Origin of the sequence: Streptomyces longispororuber (assembly GCF_024448165.1) — a bacterium.
Classification (GTDB): domain Bacteria; phylum Actinomycetota; class Actinomycetes; order Streptomycetales; family Streptomycetaceae; genus Streptomyces; species Streptomyces longispororuber_A.
In genome coordinates, this window is the sequence record NZ_JAMOLN010000148.1 from 1 (window position 1) to 26,360 (window position 26,360).

A 26,360-nucleotide genomic window follows, 5' to 3' on the forward strand; every position below is an offset into this window, starting at 1 on the left:
GGCGCCGTGGGGGACGCGGGCGCCGCGGGGGGCACGAAGCGGCTGCGCTTCGGGGCGGCTCCCGCGGCCGCCGCCCCGACCGTCAACGAGGCGCCCGTCTCTCCACCGGACGAGTTCGCGTCACCGGCCGGTCCGCCCGCCATCGGCTCGCTGTCACTCATTTCAGGCCCCTGTCCCCTGCTTGAGTGTTCCCATTTCGCCCCGCTTCAGGGCGTTATTTCCCAGGGTCGCACTCCGTCTCCATGGCTGCGCCCGGAGAGCCTCGACCGGTAGGCTTTCCGTGTGATCTTCAAGCGCATCGGAAACGGCCGGCCGTACCCCGACCACGGCCGGGAAAGCACCCGGCAGTGGGCGGACGTCGCGCCGCGCCCGGTCCGCCTCGATCAGCTGGTGACGACCAAGGGCCAGCTCGACCTGGAAACGCTGCTCGCCGAGGACTCCACGTTCTACGGCGACCTCTTCGCGCACGTCGTGAAGTGGCAGGGCGACCTGTACCTGGAGGACGGACTGCACCGCGCGGTCCGTGCCGCGCTCCAGCAGCGCCAGGTGCTGCACGCCCGCGTCCTCGAACTGGGCTGACGGCACTCCGGTCCGCATTGGCCCTTTTGGGTTGGACTGGGCGGCCGCGCGTGATCATTTAATAGGCATCACTGCCGAGCGGCACTACGCTGCGCCCATGAGCATGCTCACTCCCCCCGGCATGGGCGGCAAATACCGCATCACGGGGGACAAATATCCCCGTATGCGGCGCGGCCGCTCGCGCAGCAGGATTGTGCTCGCCGTTGTCGCGTCCGTCGTGGCGGTCGCCCTGATCGGCTGGGGATCGTTCCAGCTCGTCGACGTCTTCACCGGCGGTGACAAGGCCACGGCGGCGGGCCCCGGGCCCGCGGACTGTGCGAAGAAGCCGAGCGCGAGCGCGTCGCCGTCCGTCCCGGCCACGGCGAAGAAGCTGCCCGCCCCCGGCCAGATCACGGTGAACGTCCTCAACGCCACGCCCCGCGGCGGCCTCGCCAAGGACACCGCCGACGAGCTGAAGAAGCGCGGCTTCAAGATCGGCGAGGTGGGGAACGCGACGAAGGCGTACGACAAGAAGGTCAAGGGCACCGGGATACTGCTCGGCGCGACGACGGCGACGGACGCGGCGCTGCCGGTCCTGGGCACGCAGCTGGCCGGCGCCGAACAGAAGGCCGACACGCGCGCCAAGGCCACCGAGGTCGACCTGATCCTCGGCACGGCGTTCAAGTCCCTCACGCCGAAGGCCGACGCCACGAAGGCGCTCACCGCCCTGACCCACCCGAATCCGGCGCCCAGCGCGTCGAAGCCGGGCTGCTGACGCAGAAGAGCCGCGGTCGCGTCCGCTCGGTGACGAGCGGACGCGACCGCGGCTCTGTGCGTGGCTGAGCGCGCAGTTCCCCGCGCCCCTGGAACTACTCGGCGGCGCCGTACATCCGGTCACCCGCGTCGCCGAGGCCCGGCACGATGTACCCGTTCTCGTTCAGGCGCTCGTCGACCGACGCGGTCACCACGGTCACCGGCGTCCCCGCCAGCTCCCGCTCCATGATCTCGACGCCCTCGGGCGCGGCCAGGAGCACCACGGCGGTGACGTCGTCCGCACCGCGCTTGATCAGCTCCTGGATCGCCGCGACGAGCGTGCCGCCCGTGGCGAGCATCGGGTCCAGGACGTACACCTGGCGCCCGGAGAGGTCGTCCGGCATCCGCGTCGCGTACGTGGAGGCCTGCAGCGTCTCCTCGTTGCGCACCATGCCGAGGAAGCCCACCTCGGCGGTCGGCAGCAGCCGCACCATGCCGTCGAGCATGCCGAGACCGGCCCGCAGGATCGGCACCACCAGCGGACGCGGGTAGGACAGCTTCACGCCGGTCGTCGCCGTCACCGGGGTCTCGATGTCGACCTGCTCGGTGCGCACGTCCCGGGTCGCCTCGTACGCGAGCAGGGTGACCAGCTCGTCGGCCAGGCGCCGGAAGGTCGGGGAGTCGGTGCGCTTGTCGCGCAGCGTGGTGAGTTTGTGCGCCACCAGCGGGTGGTCGACGACGTGGATCCGCATGTCCTCAACAGTAACCGGGCCCTGGGGCCCCGGCTTCCCCTCGTGTCCGCGCCGTTGGCATCAAAGGCCCACCCCGAGGGAAAGTGGAAGGGACTCGCCGTCTAGAGGGGTACTGGGGTGGTGGTGTGGCCCATGCCGGACCAGAAGCGCCAAGAGCAGCCCGACCGGGAGACCGGGACCGCGCGGAGCGGATCCGAGGAGCCCGAGACCGACGCCGAACGAAGGCGCCGCCGCGCCGTGTTCCTGCGCGAGCTGACCGAGGCGCGCGAGCTGCGCGCCCGGGTCCAGCCGCGCCGCGCCCGGGCCGCGAGGATGCGCCAGCAGATGCGGATGCGCACGTTTCGCTGGTGACACAGCGGTGACGTGCGGGTGACGCGCCTCACACCAGACACCCCTGTCGGGCGTCCGTCGGAGACGCGACGCCAACACAGCGCGCGGAAGACCTCTCTTGAAGCCGTACTTTCTGCCACGATTCCGAGTGGGCGGGGCTTGAACTGCACTCCCCGCCGGCAACACTCCGCCGGGGGGACCCCTTACCGGCACACCTGAGACCAGTGGGAGAGTCACGGTGTACTTCGCCGCACTGCTCGCGCGCACCGAAGACGGGTGGGAAGCGAGCGATACAGAGCTCGACGACGTGGAGGCCCTGTCGGACCTGTCCGACCTGGCCCGCGAGGCGGCGGCCGAGGCCGGCGCCGAGGACGACACGGTCCTCGTCTTCATCGAACAAGAGGACGCCTGGTTCGGCATCGTCCGTGTGGACGGCGAGGAGGACCCTCGCATCTACATCTCCGACGCTGCCGCGGCCGCCCGCAGCAGCTACGGCGAGATCCTGCTCACCGACGAACTGCTCGGCAAGGATCCGGACGGCGACGACGAACTGGACGCCCTCGACCTGGACGGCACGGAGGACGGCGAACCGGAGGCGTCCGACGACAGCGAGGAGGAGGACGACGACGGCACCGGTGCCGAAGCCGTGCCGCCCGGTCCGCTGGGCGACGCCGAGATCCTCGCCGACCTGGGCGTGCCCGAGAAGGAGCTGCTCGCCCTCGACGCGGGCGACGCACTGGGTGAGATCGCCGAGATCCTGGGTGCCGCGGAGGTGCTCGAGACGGTGCGCTGAGCCTCCCGGGGTTAGATTCCTGGCCGTGACACCCCACGACACCACCGACGGCCCCGATCCCGTACGCGATCCCTGGAAGCCGCCCATGCGGCAGGCCCTGGCCGAGGCCGGTCTTGCCGCGACGGGCGGCGACGTCCCCGTCGGCGCCGTCGTCCTGGCGCCGGACGGCACCACCGTGCTCGCCACCGCGCACAACGAACGCGAGCTGACCGGTGACCCCACCGCCCACGCCGAGGTCCTGGCGATCCGCCGGGCCGCCGAGGCCGTCGGCGAGTGGCGGCTCACCGGCTGCACGCTCGTCGTCACCCTGGAGCCGTGCACCATGTGCGCGGGCGCCATCGTCCAGTCCCGCCTCGACCGCGTCGTCTACGGAGCCCGTGACGACAAGGCCGGGGCGGCCGGTTCGCTGTGGGACGTGATCCGCGACCGGCGGCTCAACCACCGGCCCGAAGTGATCTCCGGAGTGCTCGCGCCGGAGTGCGCGGAACCCCTGACCCGGTTCTTCAGGGATACGGATTTCAGACCACGGCCCTCTGTGGGCTAGAGTTCCTCTCGGTAGCGTGTCCGAGCGGCCGAAGGAGCTCGCCTCGAAAGCGAGTGTGGGGAAACTCACCGAGGGTTCAAATCCCTCCGCTACCGCTGACAACGCCCCCCTTCCACGGGTTCACCGAGGAAGGGGGGCGTTCTGCATGCCGGTTGCCGGCTGGGCCGGTGGGCGCGTGGGCGCGTACGCGAAGAGCCCCGGCGCCTGACCAGGGGCACCGGGGCTCTCGTCCCGCTCGGTCGGGGGAAGCGGCATCGGGGGGACAAGCCGCTTCCCCCGGTGAGGACGGACTCCCGTAAGCCCACGCCGCTCCTCGGGGGGAAGCTGCGGCGCGGACCCCGCAGTCGGGGTCACGTCCCTGCCCTTCGGATTCCTGCCAGACCCTCCGGGCTCACCACCCATCCTGCGCCCTCGCGAGGCCGTCATGGAGCGGCAAAGGGCCTGTGGCGCAGGGCCCTTGGTCCTTAAAGGCCGGGTGAGAGATCGTCCGGGATAGACTCGCGCCCGGCAACAGGGGCCACAGGCGGAACAGATGTGGTGCGGGCGCGGGCAACGGGGAGGCCGAACGTAATGCAACCGAAGAAAATTGGTCTGTTCGTCGCGGTCGTCTTCGTGCTCTACGTGATCATCACCGACCCCGCCAAGGCCGCCGACTACGTGCAGATAGGCTTCGAAGGCGTATCGACCGCCGCGCAGTCCATCGGCGACTTCATGACCTGGGTCGTCAACGGCGGTCAGTGAGTTCAGCCCACCGCCCGGGAGCGTCGCCTGTGATCCGCCATCTGGTCCTCTTCAAGCTCAACGACGGCGTCAGCCGGGACGAACCGCGTGTCGTCGAGGGCGTCCGGGCCTTCCGCGCGCTGGGTGAGCAGATCCCCGAGCTGACGTTCTGGGAGTGCGACTGGAACATCACCGACCGGCCGATCGCCTACGACTTCGCGATCAACTCGGCGGTCGAGGACACCGATGCGCTGAAGCGGTACATCGAGCACCCCGCGCACCAGGCGGGTGTCGCCCTGTGGCGGGAGTTCGCCACGTGGGTGATCGCCGACTACGAATTCTGAGCAGCACGCACCACCGAACGGCCCCTCACCGGAACGGCGAGGGGCCTTTCTGCGTCTTGTGCCCCAACTTGCCCTTCAACACGTAGTTATGCGGTGCTTGCACACAGTGCACATGTCTTGTGATGCTATGACCGCTTTTGACCGATGAGTTGACGGAAACAGAGGTGGGGTTGACCGTGCCGGCCAGTACTGCGCCTCAAGAAGCACCGCAAGCGCCGCAGGCGCCGCAAGCACCGGCCGTACCGCCTGCGCCGGCCGCGCCCGCCGAGCAGACCGCCGCCCCGGCCGCGCCCCCCGCTTCGACCGCGAAGAGCCGCGGAGCCGACACCCGGGCCCTCACCCAGGTCCTCTTCGCCCAGCTCAAGAACCTGCTGCCGGGCAGCGCCGAGCACTCCCGGGTGCGCGGCGCCCTGATCGAGGCGAACCTGCCGCTGGTGCGCTACGCGGCGGCCCGCTTCCGCAGCCGCAACGAGCCGATGGAGGACGTCGTCCAGGTCGGCACGATCGGCCTCATCAACGCCATCGACCGGTTCGACCCGGACCGCGGGGTGCAGTTCCCGACCTTCGCCATGCCGACCGTCGTCGGCGAGATCAAGCGGTACTTCCGCGACAACGTGCGGACCGTGCACGTGCCGCGCCGGCTGCACGAGCTGTGGGTGCAGGTGAACGCCGCCAGCGAGGACCTGACCACGGCCTTCGGACGCTCCCCCACGACCGCCGAGATCGCCGAGCGGCTGCGCATCGGCGAGGACGAGGTGCTCGCCTGCATCGAGGCCGGACGCTCGTACCACGCGACCTCCCTGGAGGCCGCGCAGGAGGGCGACGGGATGCCGGGCCTGCTCGACCGGCTCGGCTACGAGGACCCCGAACTCGACGGAGTCGAGCACCGCGACCTCGTCCGCCACCTGCTCGTACAACTGCCCGAGCGCGAGCAGCGCATCCTGCTCCTCAGGTACTACAGCAACTTGACGCAGTCTCAGATCAGCGCCGAACTGGGCGTCTCGCAGATGCATGTGTCAAGGCTCCTCGCCCGCAGCTTCGCCCGACTTCGATCCGCAAACAGGATCGAGGCGTAGCTGAAACGGGTAGACCGGATCGAGTGACCCCTGCCCGACGGAAACGCGGCCACCTCCCGCCACACCCCCTGCTTCCTGCGCGGATTCGCCCCATCCATGTCGACATGTCACTACAGCGTGTTGCCGACATGTGACATTCTGCTGGAACCGCGTTTGGCGCAGCCTCACGTCCGGTATTCAGGTGGAGGCTGCGCTCCTACCTGACGGGAGCGCCCGCCGCGACCGTCCGCGACCTCAAGGGGGTGGCATGTCCGCAGACCAGGGCAGCTCGAAGGTGCTCACGCTCTCGCCCGACACGCCTGTTCCTGTCCCGGCTCAGGCCCCCGCGACCCCCGAGGTCGTCCAGGGGACGTCCGGGTCCATCGACACCCGCACCCTGTCCCGCTCCCTGTTCCTGCGCCTTGCCGCGCTCGACGAGCAGAGCCCGGAGCGCGCCTATGTGCGCGACACCCTCATCGAGCTGAACCTCCCGCTCGTGCGCTACGCGGCAGCCCGCTTCCGCAGCCGGAACGAGCCGATGGAGGACATCGTCCAGGTCGGCACGATCGGTCTGATCAAGGCGATCGACCGGTTCGACTGCGAGCGCGGCGTGGAGTTCCCGACGTTCGCGATGCCGACCGTCGTCGGCGAGATCAAGCGGTTCTTCCGGGACACGTCCTGGTCCGTGCGGGTGCCGCGGCGCCTCCAGGAGCTGCGGCTCGCGCTGACGAAGGCGAGCGACGAGCTGGCGCAGAAGCTGGACCGCTCGCCGACCGTCCCCGAGCTCGCCGTGGCGCTGGGCGTCTCGGAGGAGGACGTGGTCGACGGCCTGGCCGTGGGGAACGCGTACACGGCGTCATCCCTCGACTCCCCGGCCCCCGAGGACGACGGCGGCGAGGGCTCGCTCGCGGACCGGCTCGGTTACGAGGACACCGCCCTGGAGGGCGTCGAGTACCGGGAGTCGCTCAAGCCGCTGCTGGCCAAGCTGCCGCCGCGCGAGCGCCGGATCATCATGCTCCGGTTCTTTGCGAACATGACGCAGTCGCAGATCGGCGAAGAGGTCGGCATCTCGCAGATGCACGTCTCCCGGCTGCTCACCCGGACCCTGGCGCAGCTCCGCGAGGGTCTGATCGCGGACTGACCCGCCCCCCGCCGGGCCTTCGGCGCGGGCCGCCCCCACCGGACGGGGTGCCCGCGCCGCCGCATGTGTGCCGTATGTGCCCTGCGGGGTTCCTAATTGACGGTCCGTCAGACACACTGGCGCGATGCTGCGGGCTTGGACGCGTGGACGTAGAGGACGTAGGGGCATCGCCGTGGGAGCCGCGTCGGCGGCCGTCGTGTGTCTCGGCGGGACGGCCGTCGTGGCGCTCGGGGGCGACGACGGGCCGGCCGCCTACGTGGCCGTGGGCGCGGCCGGCGGCACCCCGTCGGAGCCGGGCAGCGGCGTCGCGCCCACCGGCAAGGTGGAGCTGGTCCCCCTGGACTCGGCGGAGCCGGGCGACGGCGGGGCGGCGGACGAGGGCGGCGGCGGGGCCGCGGGCGAGGCCACGGACGGTTCCGGGGGCGACGGCAGCGGCACCGATGACGGCGACGGTGGCGGCGGGATGCCCGCGGACGGCTCCGGATCCGGCGGCAGCGGGAGCGCGGCCCCGGACGGCGCCACGGACGGGCCGTCGTCGTCCGCGGGCTCCGGCGGCACCAACTCACCCGGTACACCGTCGAGTTCGGCCCCCGCCCAGAAGCCCGGCACCGGCTCCCCGTCCCCCGCCGGACCGGCCGCCCTCAAGGTCGGCGACCCGGAGCTGAAGGACACGGACAAGCGGTGGTGTCAGGACGTGACGCTGACGCTGCACAACTCCGGTGGCAGCGCGGTGCGTTCGGGAACGGTCACCTTCGGGACGCACGTCATCGGCGCCCTCGGGATCGACTGGGCGACCGTGAAGTCCACCGAGAAGCTCCCCGTACCGATCGGCCCGGGAGAGAAGAAGGAGAAGACGTGGACGGTGTGCGTCGACTCCTGGCGCGTTCCGCTCGGGATGCACCTGGAGACGCGGGACGTCGACGTCGACTGGAAGTGACGCCCCACGCCACCGTTCAACTGGTCGTGCGCGGAAGCTACTTGAGCGCCAGCCAGGCCACCGCCGCGATCACGACGACCGCGACCACGATGCCGATGACCAGGCCCGCACCGGGACCGGACTTCGCCGGAGCCGCCTGCGCGCGCGGGGTGGGGGTGCCGCCCTCGTCGACGAAGGCGCGGAACATCTGGGTGCTGCCCGCGGGGTCGTAGTTGCCTTCGGGGTTCGGGCCCTGGGGGTTGTGTGCCATGGCCCAGGACCCTAGCGAATCGGCGCCACAGGCGCCACAGTCCGCCCACAGGCCACTTGAGCTGCGGCTTTACCCCTTTACACCTGCACTTTGCCGCAATTTTAGGGTCGAACGTCCCTTTTAGTTTGCCTGCGGCAACCAACTGCTTCTATCGTTGCCCTAAGCAACAAAAAATAAAGCTTTGGTCAGGAGGTGCCGTGGCCACCCAACGTCACTACGACGAGCTGGCGCGACAGCTCAGCGCCTTCGGCGCGATCAAGAGGGACATGGCGCGGATCCTGCCGCACGACTGCCCGACCGGTTCGGCCGCCGTACTCACGCTGCTCAAGCGGTACGGCGACATGCGCATGAGCAAGATCGCCGAGCTGCTCGCCGTCGACGTGTCGGTGGCCAGCCGGCACGTCGCGCACGTCGCGGACCGCGGCTGGATCGAGCGCCACCCCGACCCCGCCGACAAGCGATCGCGCATCCTCAGCCTCACCGACAAGGGCTGGAAGCAGCTCGACGTGCTCAACGAGCGCTCGACGCAACTGCTCGCCGACCGGCTGAGCGACTGGTCCGACGACGAGGTCAACCAGTTGATCGCCCTCATGACGCGGCTGCGCGACAGCTTCGGTGACTGCCGAACGACCACCCGTACACCCGCATAAGACGTTAGAAAAGGAATCCCATGGCAACATCCACACCGGCCGGTGTGCGGGGCAGCCATGCCAAGCATTCAGGCGCCGCCCCCGACGCCGGGGCGCCGATGACGCACCGACAGATCATGGAGGCACTGTCCGGGCTGCTGCTCGGCATGTTCGCCGCCATCATCTCGTCGACGATCGTCTCCAACGCGCTCCCGGAGATCATCGGCGACCTGGGCGGCGGCCAGTCGGCCTACACCTGGGTCGTCACCGCCTCCCTCCTCGCGATGACCGCCACCACGCCCTTGTGGGGCAAGATGGCCGACCTCGTCAGCAAGAAGGCGCTCGTCCAGATAGCCCTCGTCGTCTACGTCGCGGGTTCCGTCATCGCCGGCTTCTCGCAGAACCCGGCGATGCTGATCTCCGCCCGTGCCATCCAGGGCATCGGCGCCGGCGGTCTGTCCGCCCTGGCGCAGATCATCATGGCCGCGATGATCTCCCCCCGGGAGCGCGGCCGGTACTCCGGTTACCTCGGTGCGACGTTCGCCGTCGCGACCGTCGGCGGTCCGCTGCTCGGCGGTGTCATCACCGACACCAGCTGGCTCGGCTGGCGCTACTGCCTCTTCGTCGGTGTGCCCTTCGCACTGATCGCGCTGATCGTGCTGCAGAAGACCCTGCACCTGCCGCTGACCAAGCGGAAGGTCAAGGTCGACTGGGCCGGCGCCTTCTTCATCACCGCCGCGGTCTGCCTGCTGCTCATCTGGGTCACCTTCGCCGACGACAAGTACACGTGGCTGTCGTGGCAGACGTACACGATGGTCGGCGGCGCCATCGCGCTCGTGCTGATCTTCCTGCTCGTCGAGGCCAAGGCCAGCGAGCCGATCATCCCGCTGCGCCTCTTCAAGAACCGCACGATCACCCTCGCCTCCGTCGCCTCGCTGTTCGTCGGCGTCGCGATGTTCGCGGGCACCGTGTACTTCTCGCAGTACTTCCAGCTGGCCCGCGACAAGTCGCCGACGATGTCCGGCGTCATGACGATCCCGATGATCGCGGGTCTGTTCGTCTCCTCCACCGTCTCCGGGCAGGTCATCACCAAGACCGGCCGCTGGAAGGCGTGGCTGGTCTCCGGCGGCGTGCTGCTGACCGCGGGTCTCGGCCTGCTGGGCACCATGCGGTACGACACCCCGTACTGGCGCCTCGCGATCTTCATGGCCCTGATGGGTCTCGGCGTCGGCATGATGATGCAGAACCTCGTGCTCTGCACGCAGAACCAGGTCGCCCCCTCGGACCTCGGTTCCGCCTCCTCCGTCGTCACCTTCTTCCGGTCCCTCGGCGGTGCGATCGGCGTCTCGGCGCTCGGCTCCGTGATGACCACGCGCATCTCGCACTACGCCAAGGACACCATCGGGTCCCTCGACCCGCAGTCGCAGGCCGCGGCCGCCAAGGCCGCCGGTTCCGGCTCCATCCCGGACATGGACCTGCTGCCCACCCCGATCCGCAACTGGCTGGAGAGCGCGTACGGGCACGGCATCGCCGACATCTTCCTGTACGTCGCGCCGATCGCCCTGCTGGCCGTCATCGTGACGCTCTTCATCAAGGAGGTTCCGCTGCGTACATCCGGTGCCCTGGAGCAGGCCGCGCAGACCGAGGCCGCAGCCCCCGCCGCCCCGGCGGGCCTGACCGCCACCCCGGTCGCCCCGGCCGCCGAGGAGAAGGTGCCGAGCCTGGTCGGCGCGGGCGAGCCCGCCGCCGACAGCCAGACGCAGCGGCTCGCCGCCGTCGCGTCCGTCGCCGGTGAGGTTCCGACGCAGGCCGCCGGCCCCACGGGCGGTGGCACCCCGGTGCACGGTTTCGTCCGCGGCGCCGAGTCCGCCCCGGTCCCGCGGGCCGCGATCACGCTGATCTCCCTCGGGGGACGGCAGCTGGGCCGCGCGGTGGCCCAGGGCGACGGCTCGTACACGGTCGACGCCCCCGGCACCGGCTCGTACGTCCTGATCGCCTCGGCCGACGGCTACCAGCCGCAGGCCTCCACGGTGGTCGTCGGCGACGCCGCGGTCACCTACGACATCCTGCTGAGCGGTACGAGCGGGCTCAGCGGTGTGGTCAAGGCCGCCGAGACCAAGGCGCCGGTCACCGGTGCCATGGTGATCGTGACCGACGTGCGCGGCGACGTGCTCGCCACCGGGCTCTCCGGCGAGGAGGGCGAGTTCACCTTCGCCGAGCTGGTGCCCGGTCCGGTGACCATCGCGGTGAACGCCGCGGGCCACCGTCCGCTGGCGCTGCCCGTCGAGGTCGGCGGCACGGGTGTCACCCGGGTCGAGATCGAGCTGAACTCCGGCTCCCAGGTGCAGGGCACCGTGCGGGCTGCCGGCCGGACGCTGAACGACGCACGGGTCACTCTGATCGACGCCGCGGGCAACGTGGTCGCCACCTCGACCACCGGTGAGGACGGCGCGTACGCCTTCACCGACCTGGACGGCGGCGAGTACACGGTGATCGCGACCGGCTACCCGCCGGTGGCCACGCACCTCACCGTGCAGGGCAGTGGCGTCGACGGCCACGACATCGAACTCGCCCACCCCGGCGAGTAGTTGAGACCCCGGGCCACCTGAAGGACGGCGCGCGCTTCGAGCGGAGACGCGCGCCGGACCGGCCCGGTTGTGGGAAAGGGGCCCCGGACCCGGTGGCGTCGTTAACGGCAGGGGACGGCCGGAGACGTCACGGGCCGGGGCCCGTTCGCGTTCGGGACATGACCAACTCCCTTACGTACGTGAGAACTTGAGCTAGGAGATGTGAACGATGGGACTCAGTGCGCGGATCCGTACGCGGGACGGGTGGGCTCTGCCGCACGCCGTCGTCACGGTGACCGACATGACCGGTGCGCAGGTGCTGCGGGCCGAGGCCGACGACGAGGGGGCCGTGCACGACGCGACCCCGCTCACCCCCGGCCCGTACACGGTGATCGTGACGGCCGTGGGCTACTCCCCGGCGGCGTCCACCGCGCTCGTCACGGCGACCGGCCGCGCCGAGGTCGGCTCCGTGGTGCTGGCCCGGCAGGGCGGCGCCGAACTGCCGCCGCCCGGCCCGTGGACGGTCGACCCGGCGCACTCCGCGGTCGCGGCGACCGCGCAGCACCTGGGCATCACGTCGGTGCACGGCCGGTTCACCGACTTCAGCGCGCGGGTGGACATCGCCCAGGACGTGGAGAAGTCCCGCGTCGAGGCGGTCATCCGGGCGGCGTCCATCGACACCGGCAACGGCATGCGCGACGGCCACCTGAAGTCCCCGGACTTCCTGGACGTCGAGACGTACCCGGAGATCACCTACCGCTCGACGGGGCTCTCGCCGGCCGGCTCCGACCGCTGGACGGTGCACGGTGAGCTCACCATGCACGGCGTCGCCCGCCAGGTCGACCTCGACCTGAGCTACCTGGGCACCGGCGCCGACCCGTGGGGCGGCACCCGTGCCGCGTTCAAGGCGACGGCCGAGCTGAAGCGCGAGGATTTCGCGATGAACTACAACCAGGTCGTGCAGGCCGGCATCGCGGCGATCGGCGCGACGCTCAGGGTCGAGCTCGACATCCAGGCCGTCCAGGGCGACGCCCTGCCGCAGGCCTGAACCGCCGCGCCGGAGTCAGTCGCGGGCCCGCTCGGTGAAGCGGCCCGCGTCCGGCGGGGCGCCGCCGACCGCCGTCACCAGCTGGACGCACAGGGCGCGCAGTTTGACGTTCTCGTCCTGCGAGCGGCGGCGCAGCAGTTCGAGGGCCTGGTGCGCGTCGCAGCGGTGCGTGGCCATCAGGATGCCGATGGCCTGGTCGATGACGCTGCGCGAGAGCATCGCGGCCCGCAGGTCGAGGCCCGCCTCCCGGTCGTGTTCCATGCGCAGCGCCACCGCGACCGCCCCGGAGGCCTGCGCGGCCAGTTCCCTGGCCGTCCCCCGGTGGCCGTGGAAGGCGCCGGGGCCGCGGGCGTAGAAGTTGAGGGCGCCGTACGCGCCGTGGTTCAGGGTGAGCGGGACGGCGAGCAGGGAGCGCACCCCGCGCTCCCGCGCCGCGGCCGGGAAGGGCGCCCAGCGCGGCTCCGACGCCAGGTCGGGCGCGTGCTGTTCGACGCGTTCGCGGGCCGCGGCCAGGCAGGGCCCGGTGTCGGCCGCGTACTGCACCTCGTCGAGCCCGCTGACCAGCCGGTCGCTGCTGGCGACGGTGTGCAGCCGGTCGGCGCGGCCGAGCGTGACGCTGCACGCGCCGGGCCGCACGGCGCGGCCGGCCCGCTCGCTGAGTTCCTGGAGGAAGCCGCCGAGGCCGTCGCTCTCGGCCAGGGCGTGGTAGAGCCCGGCGGCATCCAGGACGGACACCGGCGCGGCGCGATCCGGCGGGGGCACGGCGGGACTGTTCATCGTCACCGGGTGTCCACGGATCGCCCGCTCACTCGCCGCTGCCCTCGGCGGCCGTGTCCACGTACCGCTGGGCCAGGTCCCGGAGTTTGAGGTTCTCCCGCTGCGAGGCCCGCACGAGCAGCGCGAACGCGTCGGCCGCGTCGACGTCGTGGTGGGCCATGACCAGCCCGGTGGCCTGCCCGATCAGGTCGCGGGTGCGCATCGCCTCCGTGAGCTGTTCCTGCACGGTGGCGGATTCGTGGGCGAGGGAGATGTGGGCGGCGAGCAGCCGGCCGACGCGCAGGCTGGTGCTGTCGAGCCCGGCCGGTTTGCGGCTCCACAGGGCGAGGACGGTGAGGCGGCGGCGGTCGGCCCGCAGCCGCAGCGCGAGCAGGGAACGGACGCCGAGCGGGGCGAGGCCGCGCCCGGCGACGTCCTCCGCGGTGGTGTCGGCGATTCCGGCGACGGGGCTGCTCCACAGCTGCTCCCACAGCGCGCGGTAGGCGTCGGTGTCGGCCAACTGCTGCACTTCCTGGGCCACTTCGTCGCTGGAGGCCAGGGTCTGCGGGCGCTGGTCGCGTCCGACCGTGACGATGCCCGCGTGGTCGGTGCCGGGCACGAGGTGCACGGCGAGCCGTACGGCGGTGCGCAGGATGGCGCGGGAACCGCCCGCCTCGTGGAGCTGGCGGGCCGCGACGGTCAGTGCTTCGGCCAGCCGGAAATCGGCAGCGGAGTAGGACACTTCGGGAGAACTCAAAAGAAACACCACGAACCTCTTCAGCGCGCATGACCGACCGGCCATACGCGGGGAGAGCTCCGCAGCACATTCCCGACTGCGAGCGCAGGACAGACGCACTCTATCCGGTTTCCCTGCGGCCACGCGGAGTTGGTACGGAGAGCGGAGAACCGGCCGCGGTCGGTGATGGAATGGGCGATCGGGTCAGGAAGCGGCTCGTCGTCCACCGACCGACCACTAGCGGTCTGGCAGGTGAGCCCTGTGCCCACACCCACGCCCATCCACCTCGCGGCCCTCGACATCGCCCACCACACCCTGATCGTCTTCCCCGACGAGATCGACCTGAGCAACGCGGCGGCGCTGCAGGCCGAGGCGCGGGCCGTGGCCGATCTGCACGCCGACGGCGGGCGGGACTTCATCGTCGACCTGACCGGCACCCGCTTCCTGGACTCCCAGGGGGTACGCCTCCTGCTGGACCTGCGCCGCTACCTGGCGGACCGGTACGGCTCCTCGCTCCGGGTGTCCGCCCGGCAGACGGGGGTCGCGAGCCGGGTCCTCGCGCTGACCCAGCTGCGCCGGGACGTGCCGGTCCACGACAATCTCCTCGAGGCGCTGCTGGCCCGTGAACCATGATCGCGGCGGGCGGCGGCATAGGCTGGCGCCATGGCTCCGAACATCGCGACCAACACCCGTGTCCCCCTGGACGAGTTGCTCGACTTCGTACGCCCCCGTCACCGTGCCCTCCTGATCACCGCCCGCGCCGACGGCTCCCCGCAGGCCTCCCCGCTGACCTGCGGGGTCGACGACTCCGGCCGGATCGTCGTGTCCACCTACCCGGAGCGGGCCAAGACCCGCAACGCCAAACGGAACCCGCGCGTGAGCGTGCTCGTGCTCAGCGACGACTGGAACGGGCCGTGGGTCCAGATCGACGGCACGGCGGAGGTCATCGACTCCCCCGAATCGGTCGAGCCCCTGGTGGAGTACTTCCGCAACATCTCGGGCGAGCACCCGGACTGGGACGAGTACCGGGAGGCGATGGTCAAGCAGGGCAAGTCGATCATCCGCGTCACGCCCGACAAGTGGGGCCCGATCGCCACCGGCGGCTTCCCCGCACGACTGGCCGAGGGCTAGGACCTGTCCGCCCGGGCGGCGCCCTGGGCCCGCTCCTGCGCCACCAGGGCCTCGATGCCCGCGACCTGCAGATCGAGCGCGACCTGGAAGTCCAGGTCGCGCATCTGCTCCACGGTGCCGCCCTCCTCCATGGCCTCCATCATCCGCTCGGCGTGCTTGAAGTCCTCCGCCATCTCGGGGGGCGCGCTGAACGCGGACATCGCCTCGTGGAAGTACTCGTCCTGCGTCATGCCGGCCTCGGTGCACCGCTGGACGAAGTGGCCCTCGATGGTGCTGTATCCGTAGACGAACTGGAAGACGGACGCGATGGCGCCGCGCTGCCGGGGCAGCGAGAGGCCGGTGCGGGCGATGACCTGCTGCACCGCGCGCGAGAACAGCAGCGAGTTCGGGCCGACGTTGAGGAAGTTGCCGGTCAGCGTCGAGGTCCACGGGTGGCGGACGATCAGCGCCCGGTACTGGGCGGCCAGTTCCCGCAGCTGATCGCGCCAGTCCGTGCGGTCCGCGTCCGACGCCTCGTCCACGACCGGGAACCGGGGCTCGCCGAAGACCCGGTCGAGGGCGAGCTCCAGCAGGTCGTCCTTGGTGTCGACGTACCAGTACACGGACATCGCGGTGACGCCCAGCTCACCGGCGAGGCGCCGCATGGAGAACTTGGCGAGGCCCTCCGCGTCGAGCAGCCGCACGGTGGCGTCGGTGATCCGGTCCCGGTCGAGCCCGCTGGGCTGCTCGCTGCGCCGACTGCGCGGCGCCTTGGCCTCGGAACCCTCCAGCCAGACACTCATCCGCGCTGCCTTCGCCATGGCGCACCTTCCCAGGAGTCGTCGTACACGGGCGGGCCGGGAACCCAGCGGAATCCAGCGGTCCGCCCGCCACCGATGCTATGCCGCTGAGTCTGCCCGCTCGGCCCTGCGCAGCAACGCCGCGGCCAGCAGACCGCCGACGAGTACGGCGAGGGAACCGACCAGCTGGCTGGTCTCCAGACCCGAGGAGAACGCGTCCGCGATCCGGGCCTTCTCGCCCGCCGAGTCGGCGGCGGCCAGCGCGGCCGGGAGCGAGGCGGCGGCGACCGGGAGGAGCGCCGTGAACCGGGCGTTGAGGACGGCGCCGAGCACGGCCACCCCGAGTCCGTTGCCGAACTCCGCCAGGGTGCCGTTGACACCCGCGCCCACGCCCGCCTTCTCCGGCGGGATCGCGCTCATGATGGCGTTGGCCATGGCCGGCATGGCGAAGGCGATGCCCACGCCCATGACGATCAGGCCGAACAGCATCCCGCCGTAGCCGTCGCCGCCGAGCACGGCGATCGCCGCCAGCCCGGCCGCCAGGCAGCTCATGCCGGCGGCGATGGTGACCGGGGTGCCGACCTTGGCGAGCAGCCGGGCGCCGACGCCGGTGAGGTTCAGGGCGACGATGGTCAGCGCGAGCGGCGCCGTGCGCAGACCCGCCTCCAACGGCTCGTAGCCGAGCACGAACTGGAGGTGCTGGGTGAGCAGGAAGAGGGAGCCGCCCATGCCGAACGCGACGAGGATCGCCCCGGCCACCGCGCCCGTGAACTTCTGGTTGCGGAAGAAGTGCATGTCCAGCATCGGGTACGGGATGCGCAGCTCCCACGTCACGAACGCGGCCATGACGACGAGCCCGATCGCGGCCGAGGTGAGGGTCGTCGCGGAGGTCCAGCCCTGGTCGGGGCCGTTGATGATCGCGTAGACGATCCCGGTCATGCCGACCGTGGAGAGCAGGGCGCCGAGCAGGTCGGGCCGCTCGCCGCGCGGGTTCTTGGACTCGGGGACCAGCGCCAGGACGGCGATCAGGCCGATGACCGCGACCGGGATGTTGATGAGGAAGATCGCGCCCCACCAGAAGTGGTCCAGCATGAAGCCGCCGAGCAGTGGGCCGACGGCGAACCCGAGCGAGTTCACGGTCGCCCACAGGCCGATCGCCTTCACCCGCTCGGCCTCGTCGAAGATCTGCACGACGACGGCGAGGGTCGTGGTCATCAGCAGCGCGCCGCCGACGCCCATGCCCGCCCGCGCGGCGATCAACTGCCCGGTGGAGTCGGCCAGTCCGGCGACCAGCGACCCGACGCCGAACAGCACCAGGCCCGCCGCGAGCATCTTCTTGCGGCCGTACCGGTCGGCGCTGCTGCCCGCGGTGAGCAGCAGTCCGGACTGGACGAGCGAGTAGGCGCTGATCACCCACTGGATGTCCGACGTCGAGGCGTCCAGCTCCCGGGTGAGGGAGGGGATCGCGACGTTCAGGACGGTGTTGTCGAGCAGCACGGTCAGCTGGGCGAGACAGATGACGCCGAGGATGAGCCAGCGCTGCGGGTGGCCTCCGGCCGTGGCGGGCCCGGAAGGCTCGGTGGTCTCGGCTGTCGTCTCCGTCATGCGGTCCCCTGTTCTGCTTGTACGGTGTAAGTCTGCGCTTCTCGTACACCGTAAGGGATTACTCGTACGCTGTACAAGGCGATTTTCCGCATACGGTTCCCGGCATGCCGATACGTGTGCGCGTACTGCCTCAACTCGTCCTGTCCGCAACCTTGTTGAGCCTGGTGGCCTGGGCTCCGCCCGCGTCCGCCGAGGGCTCGGCGGTCCCGCTGCGGATCGCCACGTACAACATCCACGCCGGGTCCGGCATGGACAACGTCTTCGACCTCGACCGGCAGACGGCGGCGCTGCGCGCGCTGCACGCGGACGTGATCGGCCTCCAGGAGGTCGACGTGCACTGGGGCGACCGCAGTCAGGGGCTCGACGTGGCCCGGGAGCTCGCGGACCGGCTCGGGATGCGGGTCTCCTTCGCGCCGATCTACAGCCTCGACCCGGTGACGGCCGGGGCGCCGCGGCGGGAGTACGGGGTGGCGGTGCTGTCCCGGTATCCGATCCGGTCCGCCGTCAACCACGAGATCACCCGGCTGTCCACGCAGGACCCGAACCCGGTGCCGGCGCCCGCGCCCGGCTTCGGCGAGGTGACGCTGAAGGTGCGGGGCGTGCCGGTGCAGGTCTTCGTCACGCACCTCGACTACCGGGCCGATCCGGCGGTCCGCACGGCGCAGGTCGCGGACACCCGGCGGATCATGACGGCGGAGCGGAACGCCGTCCCGGGCGCGCGGCAGGTCCTCCTCGGCGACTTCAACGCGGAGCGCTCCGCGCCCGAGCTGGCGCCGCTGTGGCAGGAGCTGACGGACGCGGGGCCGTCGGCCGGCGGGTCGTTCCCGGCGGACGTGCCGGTGAAGCGGATCGACTTCGTGGCGGTGGGGGAGGGGATCCGGGCGCGGTCGGCCGAGGTGGTGGCGGAGGCCGCGGCGTCGGACCACCGCCCGGTGGTCGCCGAGGTGGCCGTCTCCCGCCGATAGACACGGCTGGACACGACGAGACACGACGAAGGCCGCGGACGCGGCTGCTCGGTCGACGAGCAGCCGCGTCCGCGGCTCTTCTGCGGTTGAGCGCGCCCCTAGCTGGGCTGGGTCAGGTCGTAGAACGTGGCGTTCCCGACCGTCACCTTCTTGAAGTGGGCCTCCACCCAGGACGTGATCTTGGCCGAGGAACCGGAGCTCGACCCACCCATGCCGCCACCGGAACCGCTGCCGATGAAGTAGTGGATCCTGCCGTCCTCGACGTACTGCTTGAACTGGGCGAGCGTCGGGGACGGGTCCGTCCCGTTGAAGCCGCCGATCGCCATCACCGGTTCGCCGGTGGCCAGTTGGTAGCTCGCCTGGTTCTGTGAGCCGACCGTGGCCGCCACCCAGGTGTAGTCGCCGGCGTCCGCCTTGAGCAGCTTCTCGGCCTTGGAGCTGACCTCGGCGCCGTTGAGCAGGCCGCCCATGCCGCCGCCTCCGCCCCCGCCAGGGCCGCCTTCGCCCATGCCGCCGCCGGGCATGGTGCCCTGCTGCTTCTGACCGGTGCCCTGGTTCTGGTTCTGGCTCTGGCCGGGCATGCCGCCGCCGGGGAAGCCGCCGCCCTGCTGGTTGCCCGTGCCGTTGCCGGTGCCGTTGCCGGTGGGCGGCTGGCCCATCTGACCGCCACCTTGCTGGTTGCCGCCTTGCTGGTTGCCGCCCGGCATTCCGCCGCCCCGGCCACCGCCGCCGCCCGGACCGCCGCCCATCATGCTCGCCCCGGAGGGACCCGCCGTGACGATCGACCCGGTGTGCCCGGTGTTCAGCGTGCTGATGGTGTACGCGGTGGGCGCCGCCAGCGAGGCAGCCAGACCCAACCCGGCCGCACTCAGCGCCAGTTGACGGTTGAGGCGGCCGGCGAACGCGAGGCCGAGGCCCGCGGCGAGCCCGCCGACGAGCACGGCCCAGCGCAGCCACGGCAGGTAGTCCGGCGTCCGCCCGAGGAGCACGTACCCCCACACGGCGGTGACGGCCACGGAGCCGCCGAGGGTCGCCGACGCCGTGATCCGCGCCCGCTCCTCCCACAGCACGGTCGCGCCCATGCCGACGAGCGCCGCGATGTAGGGGGCGAGGGCCACCGTGTAGTACTGGTGGAAGATGCCCGCCATGAAGCTGAAGACGAGGCCCGTCATCAGCAGCGCGCCGCCCCACGCGAGGAACGCGGCACGCGCCGTGTCGGTCCGCGCCGCCTTCCGGGTCAGTACGACACCGGCGGCGAAGAGGATCAGCGCGGCCGGGATCAGCCAGGAGATCTGGCTGCCGATCTCGGAGTTGAACATCCGGCCGATGCCGGTCTCGCCCCACTGACCGGTGCCGCCGCCCGCGCCGCCGCCACCGCCGACCGAGCCGGTCTCGTCGCCGCTGATCCGGCCGAGGCCGTTGTAGCCGAAGGTCAGTTCAAGGAACGAGTTGTTCTGGGAGCCGCCGATGTACGGCCTGGACGACGCGGGCCACAGCTCCACGATCGCCACCCACCAGCCGCCCGCGACGACCATCGCGAGCCCGGACAGGGCGAGCTGGCCGAACCGCCTGCGCAGCCGCACCGGCGCGCACACCGCGTAGAGCAGGGCCAGCGGCGGCAGGATCAGGAAGGCCTGGAGCGTCTTCGCCAGGAAGGCGAGACCGACCGCGACGCCCGCCCACACCAGCCACTTGGTCCGCCCGCGCTCCATGGCCCGCAGCACGCAGTACACGGTGACGGTCATGAGGAGAGCGAGCAGCGCGTCCGGGTTGTTGAACCGGAACATCAGCGCGGCGACCGGGACCGTGGCGAACACGGCCATGGTGATCAGGCCCGCGGCGGCGCTGAACCGGCGGCGCACGGCCGCGTACAGCACGCCGGCCGTGGCCAGGCCCATCAGCACCTCGGGGACGAGGATCGCCCACGAGTTGAGTCCGAAGATCCGCACGGACAGCCCCATGGGCCACAGCGCGGCCGGAGGCTTGTCGACGGTGATCGCGTTCGCCGCGTCGGACGAGCCGAAGAAGAACGCCTTCCAGCTCTCGCTGCCCGCCTGGACGGCCGCCGAGTAGAAGGAGTTGGCATAGCCGGACGCCGACAGGTTCCAGAGGTAGGCGAGGCCGATGACGAGGAGCAGGCCGAGGAAGGCCGGGCGCACCCAGCGCGCGTCGTCGGGCCGGCCGCGCCAGACGCGGCGCGGGAACCTGTCCTTGGGCCGGCCGTGCCCCGCCGCCCGTGCGGGCGGGGCCAGGGCGTCGGGCGCCGGGGATTCGGTGACGGTCATCGCTGGGTCCTGAGGTCGGGGGAAGGGGAGGCGTGCTGGTCGGGGAAGACCCACGCCCGGAAGAGCAGGAAGCGCAGGACGGTCGCCGCGAGGTTGGCCGCGATGAGCACGGCCAGCTCGGTGGCGTGCGAGGGGGAGCCCGACGCCACGCCGAGGGCGGCGAGCGAGCCGCTGGTCAGGGCCCAGCCGATGCCGAAGACGACGATGCCCTGGGCCTGGTGGCGCACGGCCTTGTCCCGGCCGCGCACCCCGAAGGTGAGGCGCCGGTTGGCGGCCGTGTTGGCGATCGCCGAGACGAACAGGGCGAGCGCGTTGGCGACCTGCGCCCCGGAGAACGTACGGAAGCCGGAGTACAGCAGGAGGTAGAGCAGCGTCGACAGGCCGCCGACGACGCAGAAGCCGACCAGCTGGCGGGCCAGTCCCTTGGGCACGCCCGCGAGCCGGCGGTCGCGCGGGTCGTCGCCGAACGGCCGGGCGAGCCGGTCGAGGGCCAGCGAACCGGTCGCGAGCGCCCGCCCCACCCGCCAGACGCCCTTGAGGTCCTCGGTCGCCGTCTTCACGATGTGGACCGTCGAGTTCGGGTCGTCGACCCAGTCGACGGGCACCTCGTGGATGCGGAGCCCGGCGCGCTCGGCGAGCACCAGCATCTCCGTGTCGAAGAACCAGCCGGTGTCCTCGACCAGCGGCAGCAGCACCTGCGCGACGTCGCGCCTGATCGCCTTGAAGCCGCACTGGGCGTCGGAGAAGCGGGCCTGCAACGAGCCGCGCAGGATGAGGTTGTAGGCACGGGAGATGAACTCCCGCTTCGGCCCGCGCACCACGCGCGAGGAGCGGGCGAGCCGCGAGCCGATGGCGAGGTCCGAGTGCCCGGAGATGAGCGGCGCCACCAGCGGCAGCAGGGCGTTCAGATCGGTGGACAGGTCCACGTCCATGTACGCGAGGACCGGTGCGTCGGACGCCGACCAGACGGTGCGCAGGGCCCGCCCGCGGCCCTTCAGGTCCAGCCGGGAGTACGAGACGCCCGGCAGTTCCGAGGTCAGTTCGTGCGCCACCTTCGGGGTGGCGTCGGTGGAGGCGTTGTCCGCGATCGTGATGCGGAAGCGGTAGGGGAAGGTGCGGAGCAGGTGGCGGTGGAGTCTGCGCACGCACGCGCCGAGGTCCTTCTCCTCGTTGTAGACGGGGATGACAACGTCCAGGACCGGCACATCGCCGCTGCCCGCAGGGAGGTGCTCCCGCGCCGGCAGCGCCCCGAACCTCGCGGCGGTGGGGTCGATGCCCGGAGAAGAGTCGGTTCGCATGCCATCGACATTCGCCAACCGCCCTGTTAGCGCTGTGTGGTGAAGCTTTGCCCTGCCTGTGAGTACATGACGGGTTCGTCATGGGCGGGCAGATGCACGGTGAACACCGTCCTGCCGGGCACGGAGTCCATGGTCACGGCGCCGCCGTGGGCGGCCGCGACGGCCTGCACGATGGCGAGCCCGAGCCCGGTCGACCCGGCCTTCCTCGACCGTGACGAGTCGCCGCGCGCGAACCGCTCGAAGACGTGCGGCTGCAGCTCGGCGGGGATGCCGGGCCCGTCGTCCTGCACGTCGAGGCAGACCCAGGGACCGTGCCGGTGCACGCGGGCGGTGACGGTGGTGCCGGGCGGGGTGTGCGTCCTGGCGTTGGCCAGCAGGTTGACGAGGACCTGGTGCAGTCGCGCGGAGTCAGCGAGCGCGGTGGCCGGTTCGTCGGGCAGTTCGAGCCGCCAGCGGTGGTCCTGGTCGGCGGCGCGGGCATCACTGAGCGCGTCGACGACGAGCGGGGACAGGTCGGTCGGCTCGTACGACAGCGGCCGTCCGGCGTCCAGCCGCGCGAGCAGGAGCAGGTCCTCGACGAGGCCGGTCATCCGGTGCGCCTCGGACTCGATCCGGCCGAGGGCGTGCCGGGTGTCGGGGCCGGTCTCCTCCCGGCCGCGCCGGGTCAGCTCGGCGTAGCCGCGGATGGAGGCCAGTGGCGTCCGCAGCTCGTGGCTGGCGTCCGCGACGAACTGCCGCACCCGCATCTCGCTCTGCTGCCGCGACTCCAGGGCGCCGTGCACGTGGTCGAGCATCCGGTTGAGCGCGGCCCCGACCTGCCCCACCTCGGTGCGCGGATCGGCCTCGGCATCGGGAACCCGCTCGTAGAGGGTGACTTCACCGCTGTGGAGGGGTAGTTCGGAGACGCGGGTGGCGGTGGCGGCTACGCGGCGGAGGGGGCGGAGGGCGACGCCGACCATGACGACTCCGGTCACCCCGGCGGCCAGCAGGCCCGCGCCGGTGACGGAGAGCTCTATGACGATGAGGGTGTTGAGGGTGGATTCGACCTCGGCGGCGGGCAGACCGACGAGCGCCGTGCCGTTGGGTGACGTCTGTACCCGGTAGGTGCCGAGCCCCGGCAGGTCGACGCTGTGCGCCTCGCCGTCCCGGGGGACGGAGGCGAGGGCGTCCCGCTGGGCCTCGGTCAGATCCGTGGTGCCGGTGTCCGAACTCTGGTCGCTGCGCTGCGCCTCGGTGATGGTGGTGCCGTCGGACGAGAGGAGCGCGCCCACCGTCTCCGGGCCGCTGGGCCCGCCCAGGAACGCCAGGCCGGACTGGCGCGGCTGCCGGTCCGGGCCCTGGGGACCCCCGCCGTTGGCCAGCATCGCCGTCTGCCGGACCTTCTGGTCCAGCTGCCCGTACAGGTACGTGTGCAGGGCCAGCGTGGTCACGGTGCCGATGACCACGGCCACCAGGGCGATGAGGCCGACGGCGGTGACGACGAGCCTGGTCCGCAGGGTCCGGGGCCGCCCCGGACGGCCCCGGCGCGTCACGAGACCGTCGTGGCGGCCGGCTTGATCAAGTAGCCCGCACCGCGCCGCGTGTGGATCATCGGCTCGCGCCCGGCGTCTATCTTCCGCCGCAGGTAGGAGATGTACAGCTCGACGACGTTGGCCTGCCCGCCGAAGTCGTAGCTCCACACGCGATCCAGGATCTGCGCCTTGCTGAGCACGCGCCGCGGATTGCGCATGAGGAACCGCAGCAGCTCGAACTCGGTGGCGGTCAGATGGATGTTGGCCCCGCCCCGGGACACCTCGTGGCTGTCCTCGTCGAGCATGAGGTCACCCACGACCAGCACGGACTCGCTGCGCCGGTCGGCCGCCCCGGTCCGCCGGATCAGCCCGCGCAGCCGTGCGACGACCTCCTCCAGGCTGAACGGCTTGGTGACGTAGTCGTCGCCGCCCGCCGTCAGCCCGGCGATCCGGTCCTCGACGGCGTCCTTGGCCGTCAGGAAGAGCACCGGCACGTCGGGCAGCTCGCGGCGCAGCCGCCCGAGCACGCTCAGCCCGTCCATGTCGGGCAGCATCATGTCGAGCACGACGGCGTCGGGCCGGAACTCGCGTGCGGTCTGCACGGCTCCGGCCCCGTCACCGGCGGCCCTGATCTGCCAGCCTTCGTAGCGCAGGGCCATGGACAACAGCTCGGTGATGGACTGCTCGTCGTCCACGACAAGCACCCGGACGGGGCTTCCGTCCGGCCTCAGCAGTTCGGTACGCCCCTGGGGCGAGGTCGCGGTCATGGTGCAACCATGCGGCGACCCTCTGAGAGCACCCTTTCGGCTACCTGTGAAAACCCTGAGAAACGCACAGCCGCCTCTCAGGTACGCCCCAGCAGCAGGTCAGACCAGCCGGAAGAGCGCCGCCCCGTTCCCGTGGCAGACGGCCCGCACCCACTCCTCGCCCAGCCCGAGCCGCTCGATCGCCGCCAGCTGGTGGACGTAGGGGTACGGAATGTTCGGGAAGTCGCTGCCGAGCAGCACCCGGTCCCCGAGGTCCCGCAGCCGCCCCAGCTCCTCGCGCGGGAAGGGCGCCTGCCGCTCGGAGAAGTCCGTGAACGCCATGGTCGTGTCGAGCCGCACCTCCGGGTACCGCTCGGCGAGATCGAGGAACTCCCCGTACTCGGGCATGCCCAGGTGCGCGACGACGAGCGGCAGCCGCGGATGACGCGCGAGCACCCGGGCCATCGGCTCGGGCCCGGTGTGCTTGCCGGGCGCCGGCCCCGAACCGCAGTGCGTCACGACGGGCACCCCCGCCTCGGCCAGCGCTCCCCACACGGGGTCGAGCAGCGGGTCCGCCGGGTCGTACGCCCCGACCTGCACGTGCGCCTTGAAGATCCGCGCACCGTCCTCGATCGCCCGCCGTACGTAGTCGCCGGCGCCCGGCTCGGGGAAGAAGGTGGCGGTGTGCAGACAGTCGGGGGTGCGGGCGGCGAAGTCGGCGGCCCAGCCGTTCAGCCACTCCGCCATCCCCGCCTTGTGCGGATAGAGCATGGAGGTGAAGGCGACGACCCCGAACTCCCGCAGCCGCGCGAGCCGCCGGTCCTCCTCCTCCCGGTACCTGATCGGCCACTCCACACCGGTGAGCGGCCCGGCACTGTCGAAGTACGCCCACACCTTGCGCAGCACGCGCTCGGGCATGAAGTGCGTGTGCACGTCGACGAGCCCGGGCAGCCGGTGCCGGGCGAGGAACCCGGCGACGAGCTCCGCCTCGCTCCCGGCGCCGTCCGCGCCCGCCCCGCTACGCACGCTCAAATCCATGACTCCGCTCGACCTTGGCGACGTGCACGGTGTACCCCGTGTACCAGTCGGCCCGCCCCTGCTTCTGCACGGCCCGGTGCTCGGCGAACGACCGCCACCGCTCGATGGCGTCGAGGTCACGGAAGTACGAGACGGTGATGCCGAGCCCGCCGGGCGTCCGCGCGGACTCGTGCCCGAGGTACCCGGGCATGTCCTTCACCAGCTCGTCCATCCGCTCGTTGGCCTCCGCGTACCCGAGGTCGCCCTCGGTGCGCGTCGAGCTGAACACCACGACGTAGTAGGGCAGTTCAAAGGCGGGCAACGGAGCGACAGGCGCTTCCACGTGATCACTCATGTCCCCCACGGTGACCCGCCCCCGTCCGCCCTGTCCACCCTCGGCGCCCTTCCTTGCCGTACGGGCAGGGAGACTTGACCCTCCGGTCACCCACCGCCGCCGCAGCGGCCCGGAAGCTCAGAACAGTCCGCCCTGCACGGCCGGCACCTCCCTCACCCCGGCGTCCGACCCGCGCGCCCCGGCCGGCCCCCGCTCCAGCGGCCACCCGGCCAGCACCCGGGTGTCCACCACGAGCCGCCGCCCGGTCGGCTCGACGAGGTGCAGATCGGGCCCGGCGGCCGCGACGACGGTGCCCGCCACCACGGAACCGGCCGCGAGCCCGTCCACCACCGCGTCCACCCGGTCCACGGCCGCGAGCCCGAACACCTCGCCGTGGTCGACGACCTCGCACGGCAGCCGCTCCAGCGACTCGGGCCACCCGTCGAGCCCGGCGGCGACCCCGTGCGCCCGCACCAGCTCCGTCCCCCGCCCGGCCGCCTCCGGCAGCCCCGCCCGGACGAGCCGCTTCCGCTCGTACGGAATCCGGTCCGGCACCCCGAGCGCGACCCGCAGCAGCTCCTCGGCCCGCCGCGCCGCCATCAGCGGCCCCTGCCCCAGCCAGGTGAAGCAGACCGCGCCCTGCTCCAGCAGCCGGGCGCTCCCTCGCCCCACACCCGTGATCCCCACCTTCACGAGCCCGTCCCCGAACCACGCCAGGTACACGCGGTACGGCCGCGGGTCGTCGGCCATGGTGTCGGCGGCCACGGACCGCGCCC

The 26,360-nt window shown here is 71.6% G+C and carries 29 protein-coding genes and 1 tRNA gene; 17 read left to right on the plus strand and 13 right to left on the minus strand.

The features are described 5' to 3' along the window. Positions 1 to 282: 282 nt before the first annotated feature. Together M4J07_RS32750 and M4J07_RS32755 are read left to right on the plus strand one after the other, a co-directional pair. On the plus strand, positions 283 to 579 hold the full coding sequence (locus M4J07_RS32750) for a type II toxin-antitoxin system VapB family antitoxin (RefSeq protein ID WP_003955420.1): 297 nt from the start codon (positions 283 to 285) through the stop codon (positions 577 to 579). A 97-nt stretch (positions 580 to 676) separates the two neighbouring features. Then, positions 677 to 1,333, plus strand: a complete 657-nt coding sequence (locus M4J07_RS32755) for a LytR C-terminal domain-containing protein (RefSeq protein WP_255977782.1) — start codon at positions 677 to 679, stop codon at positions 1,331 to 1,333. A gap of 94 nt (positions 1,334 to 1,427) precedes the next feature. Here M4J07_RS32755 and upp read toward each other — a convergent pair whose 3' ends face one another. Then, positions 1,428 to 2,063, minus strand: a complete 636-nt coding sequence (gene upp / locus M4J07_RS32760; RefSeq protein ID WP_255977784.1) for a uracil phosphoribosyltransferase — start codon at positions 2,061 to 2,063, stop codon at positions 1,428 to 1,430. A gap of 132 nt (positions 2,064 to 2,195) precedes the next feature. On the opposite strand from upp, the gene M4J07_RS32765 reads away from it, so the two are divergent. The 9 genes from M4J07_RS32765 (at position 2,196) to M4J07_RS32805 (ending at position 7,927) form a co-directional block, all read left to right on the plus strand. Further along, positions 2,196 to 2,414, plus strand: a complete 219-nt coding sequence (locus M4J07_RS32765) for a hypothetical protein (RefSeq protein ID WP_255977786.1) — start codon at positions 2,196 to 2,198, stop codon at positions 2,412 to 2,414. Positions 2,415 to 2,631: 217 nt separating this feature from the next. Further along, positions 2,632 to 3,186, plus strand: a complete 555-nt coding sequence (locus tag M4J07_RS32770; RefSeq protein WP_255977788.1) for a tRNA adenosine deaminase-associated protein — start codon at positions 2,632 to 2,634, stop codon at positions 3,184 to 3,186. 85 nt (positions 3,187 to 3,271) lie between these two features. Next, positions 3,272 to 3,730, plus strand: a complete 459-nt coding sequence (gene tadA / locus M4J07_RS32775; protein WP_255977835.1) for a tRNA adenosine(34) deaminase TadA — start codon at positions 3,272 to 3,274, stop codon at positions 3,728 to 3,730. A gap of 10 nt (positions 3,731 to 3,740) precedes the next feature. Continuing rightward, a tRNA-Ser gene (locus M4J07_RS32780) sits at positions 3,741 to 3,825 on the plus strand. 475 nt (positions 3,826 to 4,300) lie between these two features. Continuing rightward, positions 4,301 to 4,471, plus strand: coding sequence for a hypothetical protein (locus M4J07_RS32785; RefSeq protein WP_255977790.1), 171 nt, complete (start codon positions 4,301 to 4,303; stop codon positions 4,469 to 4,471). Between the two features lie 29 nt (positions 4,472 to 4,500). Beyond that, the gene (locus M4J07_RS32790; protein WP_255977792.1) at positions 4,501 to 4,794 is read left to right on the plus strand and encodes a Dabb family protein; all 294 of its coding nucleotides are present in this window, start codon (positions 4,501 to 4,503) and stop codon (positions 4,792 to 4,794) included. A gap of 137 nt (positions 4,795 to 4,931) precedes the next feature. Further along, positions 4,932 to 5,870 (plus strand): RNA polymerase sigma factor SigF, encoded by a 939-nt coding sequence (locus tag M4J07_RS32795; RefSeq protein WP_255977794.1) that lies wholly within the window; start codon positions 4,932 to 4,934, stop codon positions 5,868 to 5,870. A 247-nt stretch (positions 5,871 to 6,117) separates the two neighbouring features. Then, on the plus strand, positions 6,118 to 6,990 hold the full coding sequence (locus M4J07_RS32800; protein ID WP_255977796.1) for an RNA polymerase sigma factor SigF: 873 nt from the start codon (positions 6,118 to 6,120) through the stop codon (positions 6,988 to 6,990). A gap of 172 nt (positions 6,991 to 7,162) precedes the next feature. Next, on the plus strand, positions 7,163 to 7,927 hold the full coding sequence (locus M4J07_RS32805; protein ID WP_255977798.1) for a hypothetical protein: 765 nt from the start codon (positions 7,163 to 7,165) through the stop codon (positions 7,925 to 7,927). A 37-nt stretch (positions 7,928 to 7,964) separates the two neighbouring features. On the opposite strand, the gene M4J07_RS32810 is transcribed toward M4J07_RS32805, so the two are convergent. Continuing rightward, positions 7,965 to 8,177: a hypothetical protein gene (locus M4J07_RS32810; RefSeq protein ID WP_255977800.1), complete on the minus strand. Its 213-nt coding sequence runs from the start codon at positions 8,175 to 8,177 to the stop codon at positions 7,965 to 7,967. Positions 8,178 to 8,374: 197 nt separating this feature from the next. On the opposite strand from M4J07_RS32810, the gene M4J07_RS32815 reads away from it, so the two are divergent. From M4J07_RS32815 to M4J07_RS32825, 3 genes are all read left to right on the plus strand, one after another. Then, the gene (locus tag M4J07_RS32815; protein ID WP_255977802.1) at positions 8,375 to 8,827 is read left to right on the plus strand and encodes a MarR family winged helix-turn-helix transcriptional regulator; all 453 of its coding nucleotides are present in this window, start codon (positions 8,375 to 8,377) and stop codon (positions 8,825 to 8,827) included. Positions 8,828 to 8,847: 20 nt separating this feature from the next. Beyond that, positions 8,848 to 11,394, plus strand: a complete 2,547-nt coding sequence (locus M4J07_RS32820) for an MFS transporter (RefSeq protein WP_255977804.1) — start codon at positions 8,848 to 8,850, stop codon at positions 11,392 to 11,394. Between the two features lie 208 nt (positions 11,395 to 11,602). Continuing rightward, positions 11,603 to 12,421 (plus strand): YceI family protein, encoded by an 819-nt coding sequence (locus M4J07_RS32825; protein ID WP_255977806.1) that lies wholly within the window; start codon positions 11,603 to 11,605, stop codon positions 12,419 to 12,421. Positions 12,422 to 12,436: 15 nt separating this feature from the next. Here the strand turns inward: M4J07_RS32825 and M4J07_RS32830 are convergent, their stop codons facing one another. Together M4J07_RS32830 and M4J07_RS32835 are read right to left on the minus strand one after the other, a co-directional pair. Next, complete coding sequence (locus M4J07_RS32830) at positions 12,437 to 13,183, minus strand: ANTAR domain-containing protein (protein ID WP_255977808.1); 747 nt, start codon at positions 13,181 to 13,183, stop codon at positions 12,437 to 12,439. Between the two features lie 43 nt (positions 13,184 to 13,226). Then, the gene (locus M4J07_RS32835) at positions 13,227 to 13,943 is read right to left on the minus strand and encodes an ANTAR domain-containing protein (protein ID WP_374215123.1); all 717 of its coding nucleotides are present in this window, start codon (positions 13,941 to 13,943) and stop codon (positions 13,227 to 13,229) included. Between the two features lie 231 nt (positions 13,944 to 14,174). Here M4J07_RS32835 and M4J07_RS32840 point away from each other — a divergent pair, with 231 nt between their 5' ends. Together M4J07_RS32840 and M4J07_RS32845 are read left to right on the plus strand one after the other, a co-directional pair. Next, on the plus strand, positions 14,175 to 14,546 hold the full coding sequence (locus M4J07_RS32840) for an STAS domain-containing protein (protein WP_255977812.1): 372 nt from the start codon (positions 14,175 to 14,177) through the stop codon (positions 14,544 to 14,546). A gap of 30 nt (positions 14,547 to 14,576) precedes the next feature. Beyond that, the gene (locus tag M4J07_RS32845) at positions 14,577 to 15,044 is read left to right on the plus strand and encodes a PPOX class F420-dependent oxidoreductase (RefSeq protein ID WP_255977815.1); all 468 of its coding nucleotides are present in this window, start codon (positions 14,577 to 14,579) and stop codon (positions 15,042 to 15,044) included. Here M4J07_RS32845 and M4J07_RS32850 read toward each other — a convergent pair. Together M4J07_RS32850 and M4J07_RS32855 are read right to left on the minus strand one after the other, a co-directional pair. Then, complete coding sequence (locus M4J07_RS32850; protein ID WP_255977817.1) at positions 15,041 to 15,844, minus strand: TetR/AcrR family transcriptional regulator; 804 nt, start codon at positions 15,842 to 15,844, stop codon at positions 15,041 to 15,043. The two genes, M4J07_RS32845 and M4J07_RS32850, sit on opposite strands and share 4 nt — an antisense overlap. Positions 15,845 to 15,922: 78 nt before the next feature. Continuing rightward, positions 15,923 to 17,428, minus strand: coding sequence for an MFS transporter (locus tag M4J07_RS32855; protein WP_255977819.1), 1,506 nt, complete (start codon positions 17,426 to 17,428; stop codon positions 15,923 to 15,925). Positions 17,429 to 17,532: 104 nt separating this feature from the next. On the opposite strand from M4J07_RS32855, the gene M4J07_RS32860 reads away from it, so the two are divergent. Continuing rightward, positions 17,533 to 18,393 (plus strand): endonuclease/exonuclease/phosphatase family protein, encoded by an 861-nt coding sequence (locus tag M4J07_RS32860; protein WP_255977821.1) that lies wholly within the window; start codon positions 17,533 to 17,535, stop codon positions 18,391 to 18,393. Between the two features lie 98 nt (positions 18,394 to 18,491). On the opposite strand, the gene M4J07_RS32865 is transcribed toward M4J07_RS32860, so the two are convergent. The 7 genes from M4J07_RS32865 to M4J07_RS32895 form a co-directional block, all read right to left on the minus strand. After that, positions 18,492 to 20,678, minus strand: a complete 2,187-nt coding sequence (locus M4J07_RS32865) for an ArnT family glycosyltransferase (protein WP_255977824.1) — start codon at positions 20,676 to 20,678, stop codon at positions 18,492 to 18,494. Next, positions 20,675 to 21,976: a bifunctional glycosyltransferase family 2/GtrA family protein gene (locus M4J07_RS32870; protein ID WP_255977826.1), complete on the minus strand. Its 1,302-nt coding sequence runs from the start codon at positions 21,974 to 21,976 to the stop codon at positions 20,675 to 20,677. Before M4J07_RS32870 ends, M4J07_RS32865 begins: the two co-directional genes overlap by 4 nt. Positions 21,977 to 22,002: 26 nt before the next feature. Next, positions 22,003 to 23,508, minus strand: a complete 1,506-nt coding sequence (locus M4J07_RS32875) for a sensor histidine kinase (protein ID WP_255977829.1) — start codon at positions 23,506 to 23,508, stop codon at positions 22,003 to 22,005. Further along, on the minus strand, positions 23,505 to 24,254 hold the full coding sequence (locus M4J07_RS32880) for a response regulator transcription factor (RefSeq protein WP_305128485.1): 750 nt from the start codon (positions 24,252 to 24,254) through the stop codon (positions 23,505 to 23,507). Before M4J07_RS32880 ends, M4J07_RS32875 begins: the two co-directional genes overlap by 4 nt. Positions 24,255 to 24,353: 99 nt before the next feature. Next, entirely contained in the window at positions 24,354 to 25,271 is a 918-nt protein-coding gene (locus M4J07_RS32885; RefSeq protein WP_374215124.1) for an amidohydrolase family protein, read from the minus strand. Continuing rightward, complete coding sequence (locus tag M4J07_RS32890) at positions 25,252 to 25,605, minus strand: antibiotic biosynthesis monooxygenase family protein (RefSeq protein ID WP_255977831.1); 354 nt, start codon at positions 25,603 to 25,605, stop codon at positions 25,252 to 25,254. The genes M4J07_RS32885 and M4J07_RS32890 overlap by 20 nt, the downstream gene beginning before the upstream one ends. A gap of 117 nt (positions 25,606 to 25,722) precedes the next feature. After that, the coding region (locus tag M4J07_RS32895; RefSeq protein WP_255977833.1) for a DUF2797 domain-containing protein at positions 25,723 to 26,360 on the minus strand (638 nt) is incomplete at its 5' end.

Bases quoted from the DNA above. Each gene is read 5' to 3' on its own strand.
- M4J07_RS32800 (WP_255977796.1), top strand. From the start codon at position 6,118: ATGTCCGCAGACCAGGGCAGCTCGAAGGTGCTCACGCTCTCGCCCGAC.
- M4J07_RS32865 (WP_255977824.1), bottom strand. From the start codon at position 20,678: ATGACCGTCACCGAATCCCCGGCGCCCGACGCCCTGGCCCCGCCCGCA.
- M4J07_RS32885 (WP_374215124.1), bottom strand. From the start codon at position 25,271: ATGGATTTGAGCGTGCGTAGCGGGGCGGGCGCGGACGGCGCCGGGAGC.
- tadA (WP_255977835.1), top strand. From the start codon at position 3,272: ATGCGGCAGGCCCTGGCCGAGGCCGGTCTTGCCGCGACGGGCGGCGAC.
- upp (WP_255977784.1), bottom strand. From the start codon at position 2,063: ATGCGGATCCACGTCGTCGACCACCCGCTGGTGGCGCACAAACTCACC.
- M4J07_RS32765 (WP_255977786.1), top strand. From the start codon at position 2,196: ATGCCGGACCAGAAGCGCCAAGAGCAGCCCGACCGGGAGACCGGGACC.
- M4J07_RS32845 (WP_255977815.1), top strand. From the start codon at position 14,577: ATGGCTCCGAACATCGCGACCAACACCCGTGTCCCCCTGGACGAGTTG.
- M4J07_RS32850 (WP_255977817.1), bottom strand. From the start codon at position 15,844: ATGGCGAAGGCAGCGCGGATGAGTGTCTGGCTGGAGGGTTCCGAGGCC.
- M4J07_RS32810 (WP_255977800.1), bottom strand. From the start codon at position 8,177: ATGGCACACAACCCCCAGGGCCCGAACCCCGAAGGCAACTACGACCCC.
- M4J07_RS32890 (WP_255977831.1), bottom strand. From the start codon at position 25,605: ATGAGTGATCACGTGGAAGCGCCTGTCGCTCCGTTGCCCGCCTTTGAA.
- M4J07_RS32870 (WP_255977826.1), bottom strand. From the start codon at position 21,976: ATGCGAACCGACTCTTCTCCGGGCATCGACCCCACCGCCGCGAGGTTC.
- M4J07_RS32755 (WP_255977782.1), top strand. From the start codon at position 677: ATGAGCATGCTCACTCCCCCCGGCATGGGCGGCAAATACCGCATCACG.
- M4J07_RS32860 (WP_255977821.1), top strand. From the start codon at position 17,533: ATGCCGATACGTGTGCGCGTACTGCCTCAACTCGTCCTGTCCGCAACC.
- M4J07_RS32825 (WP_255977806.1), top strand. From the start codon at position 11,603: ATGGGACTCAGTGCGCGGATCCGTACGCGGGACGGGTGGGCTCTGCCG.
- M4J07_RS32785 (WP_255977790.1), top strand. From the start codon at position 4,301: ATGCAACCGAAGAAAATTGGTCTGTTCGTCGCGGTCGTCTTCGTGCTC.
- M4J07_RS32820 (WP_255977804.1), top strand. From the start codon at position 8,848: ATGGCAACATCCACACCGGCCGGTGTGCGGGGCAGCCATGCCAAGCAT.
- M4J07_RS32855 (WP_255977819.1), bottom strand. From the start codon at position 17,428: ATGACGGAGACGACAGCCGAGACCACCGAGCCTTCCGGGCCCGCCACG.
- M4J07_RS32880 (WP_305128485.1), bottom strand. From the start codon at position 24,254: ATGACCGCGACCTCGCCCCAGGGGCGTACCGAACTGCTGAGGCCGGAC.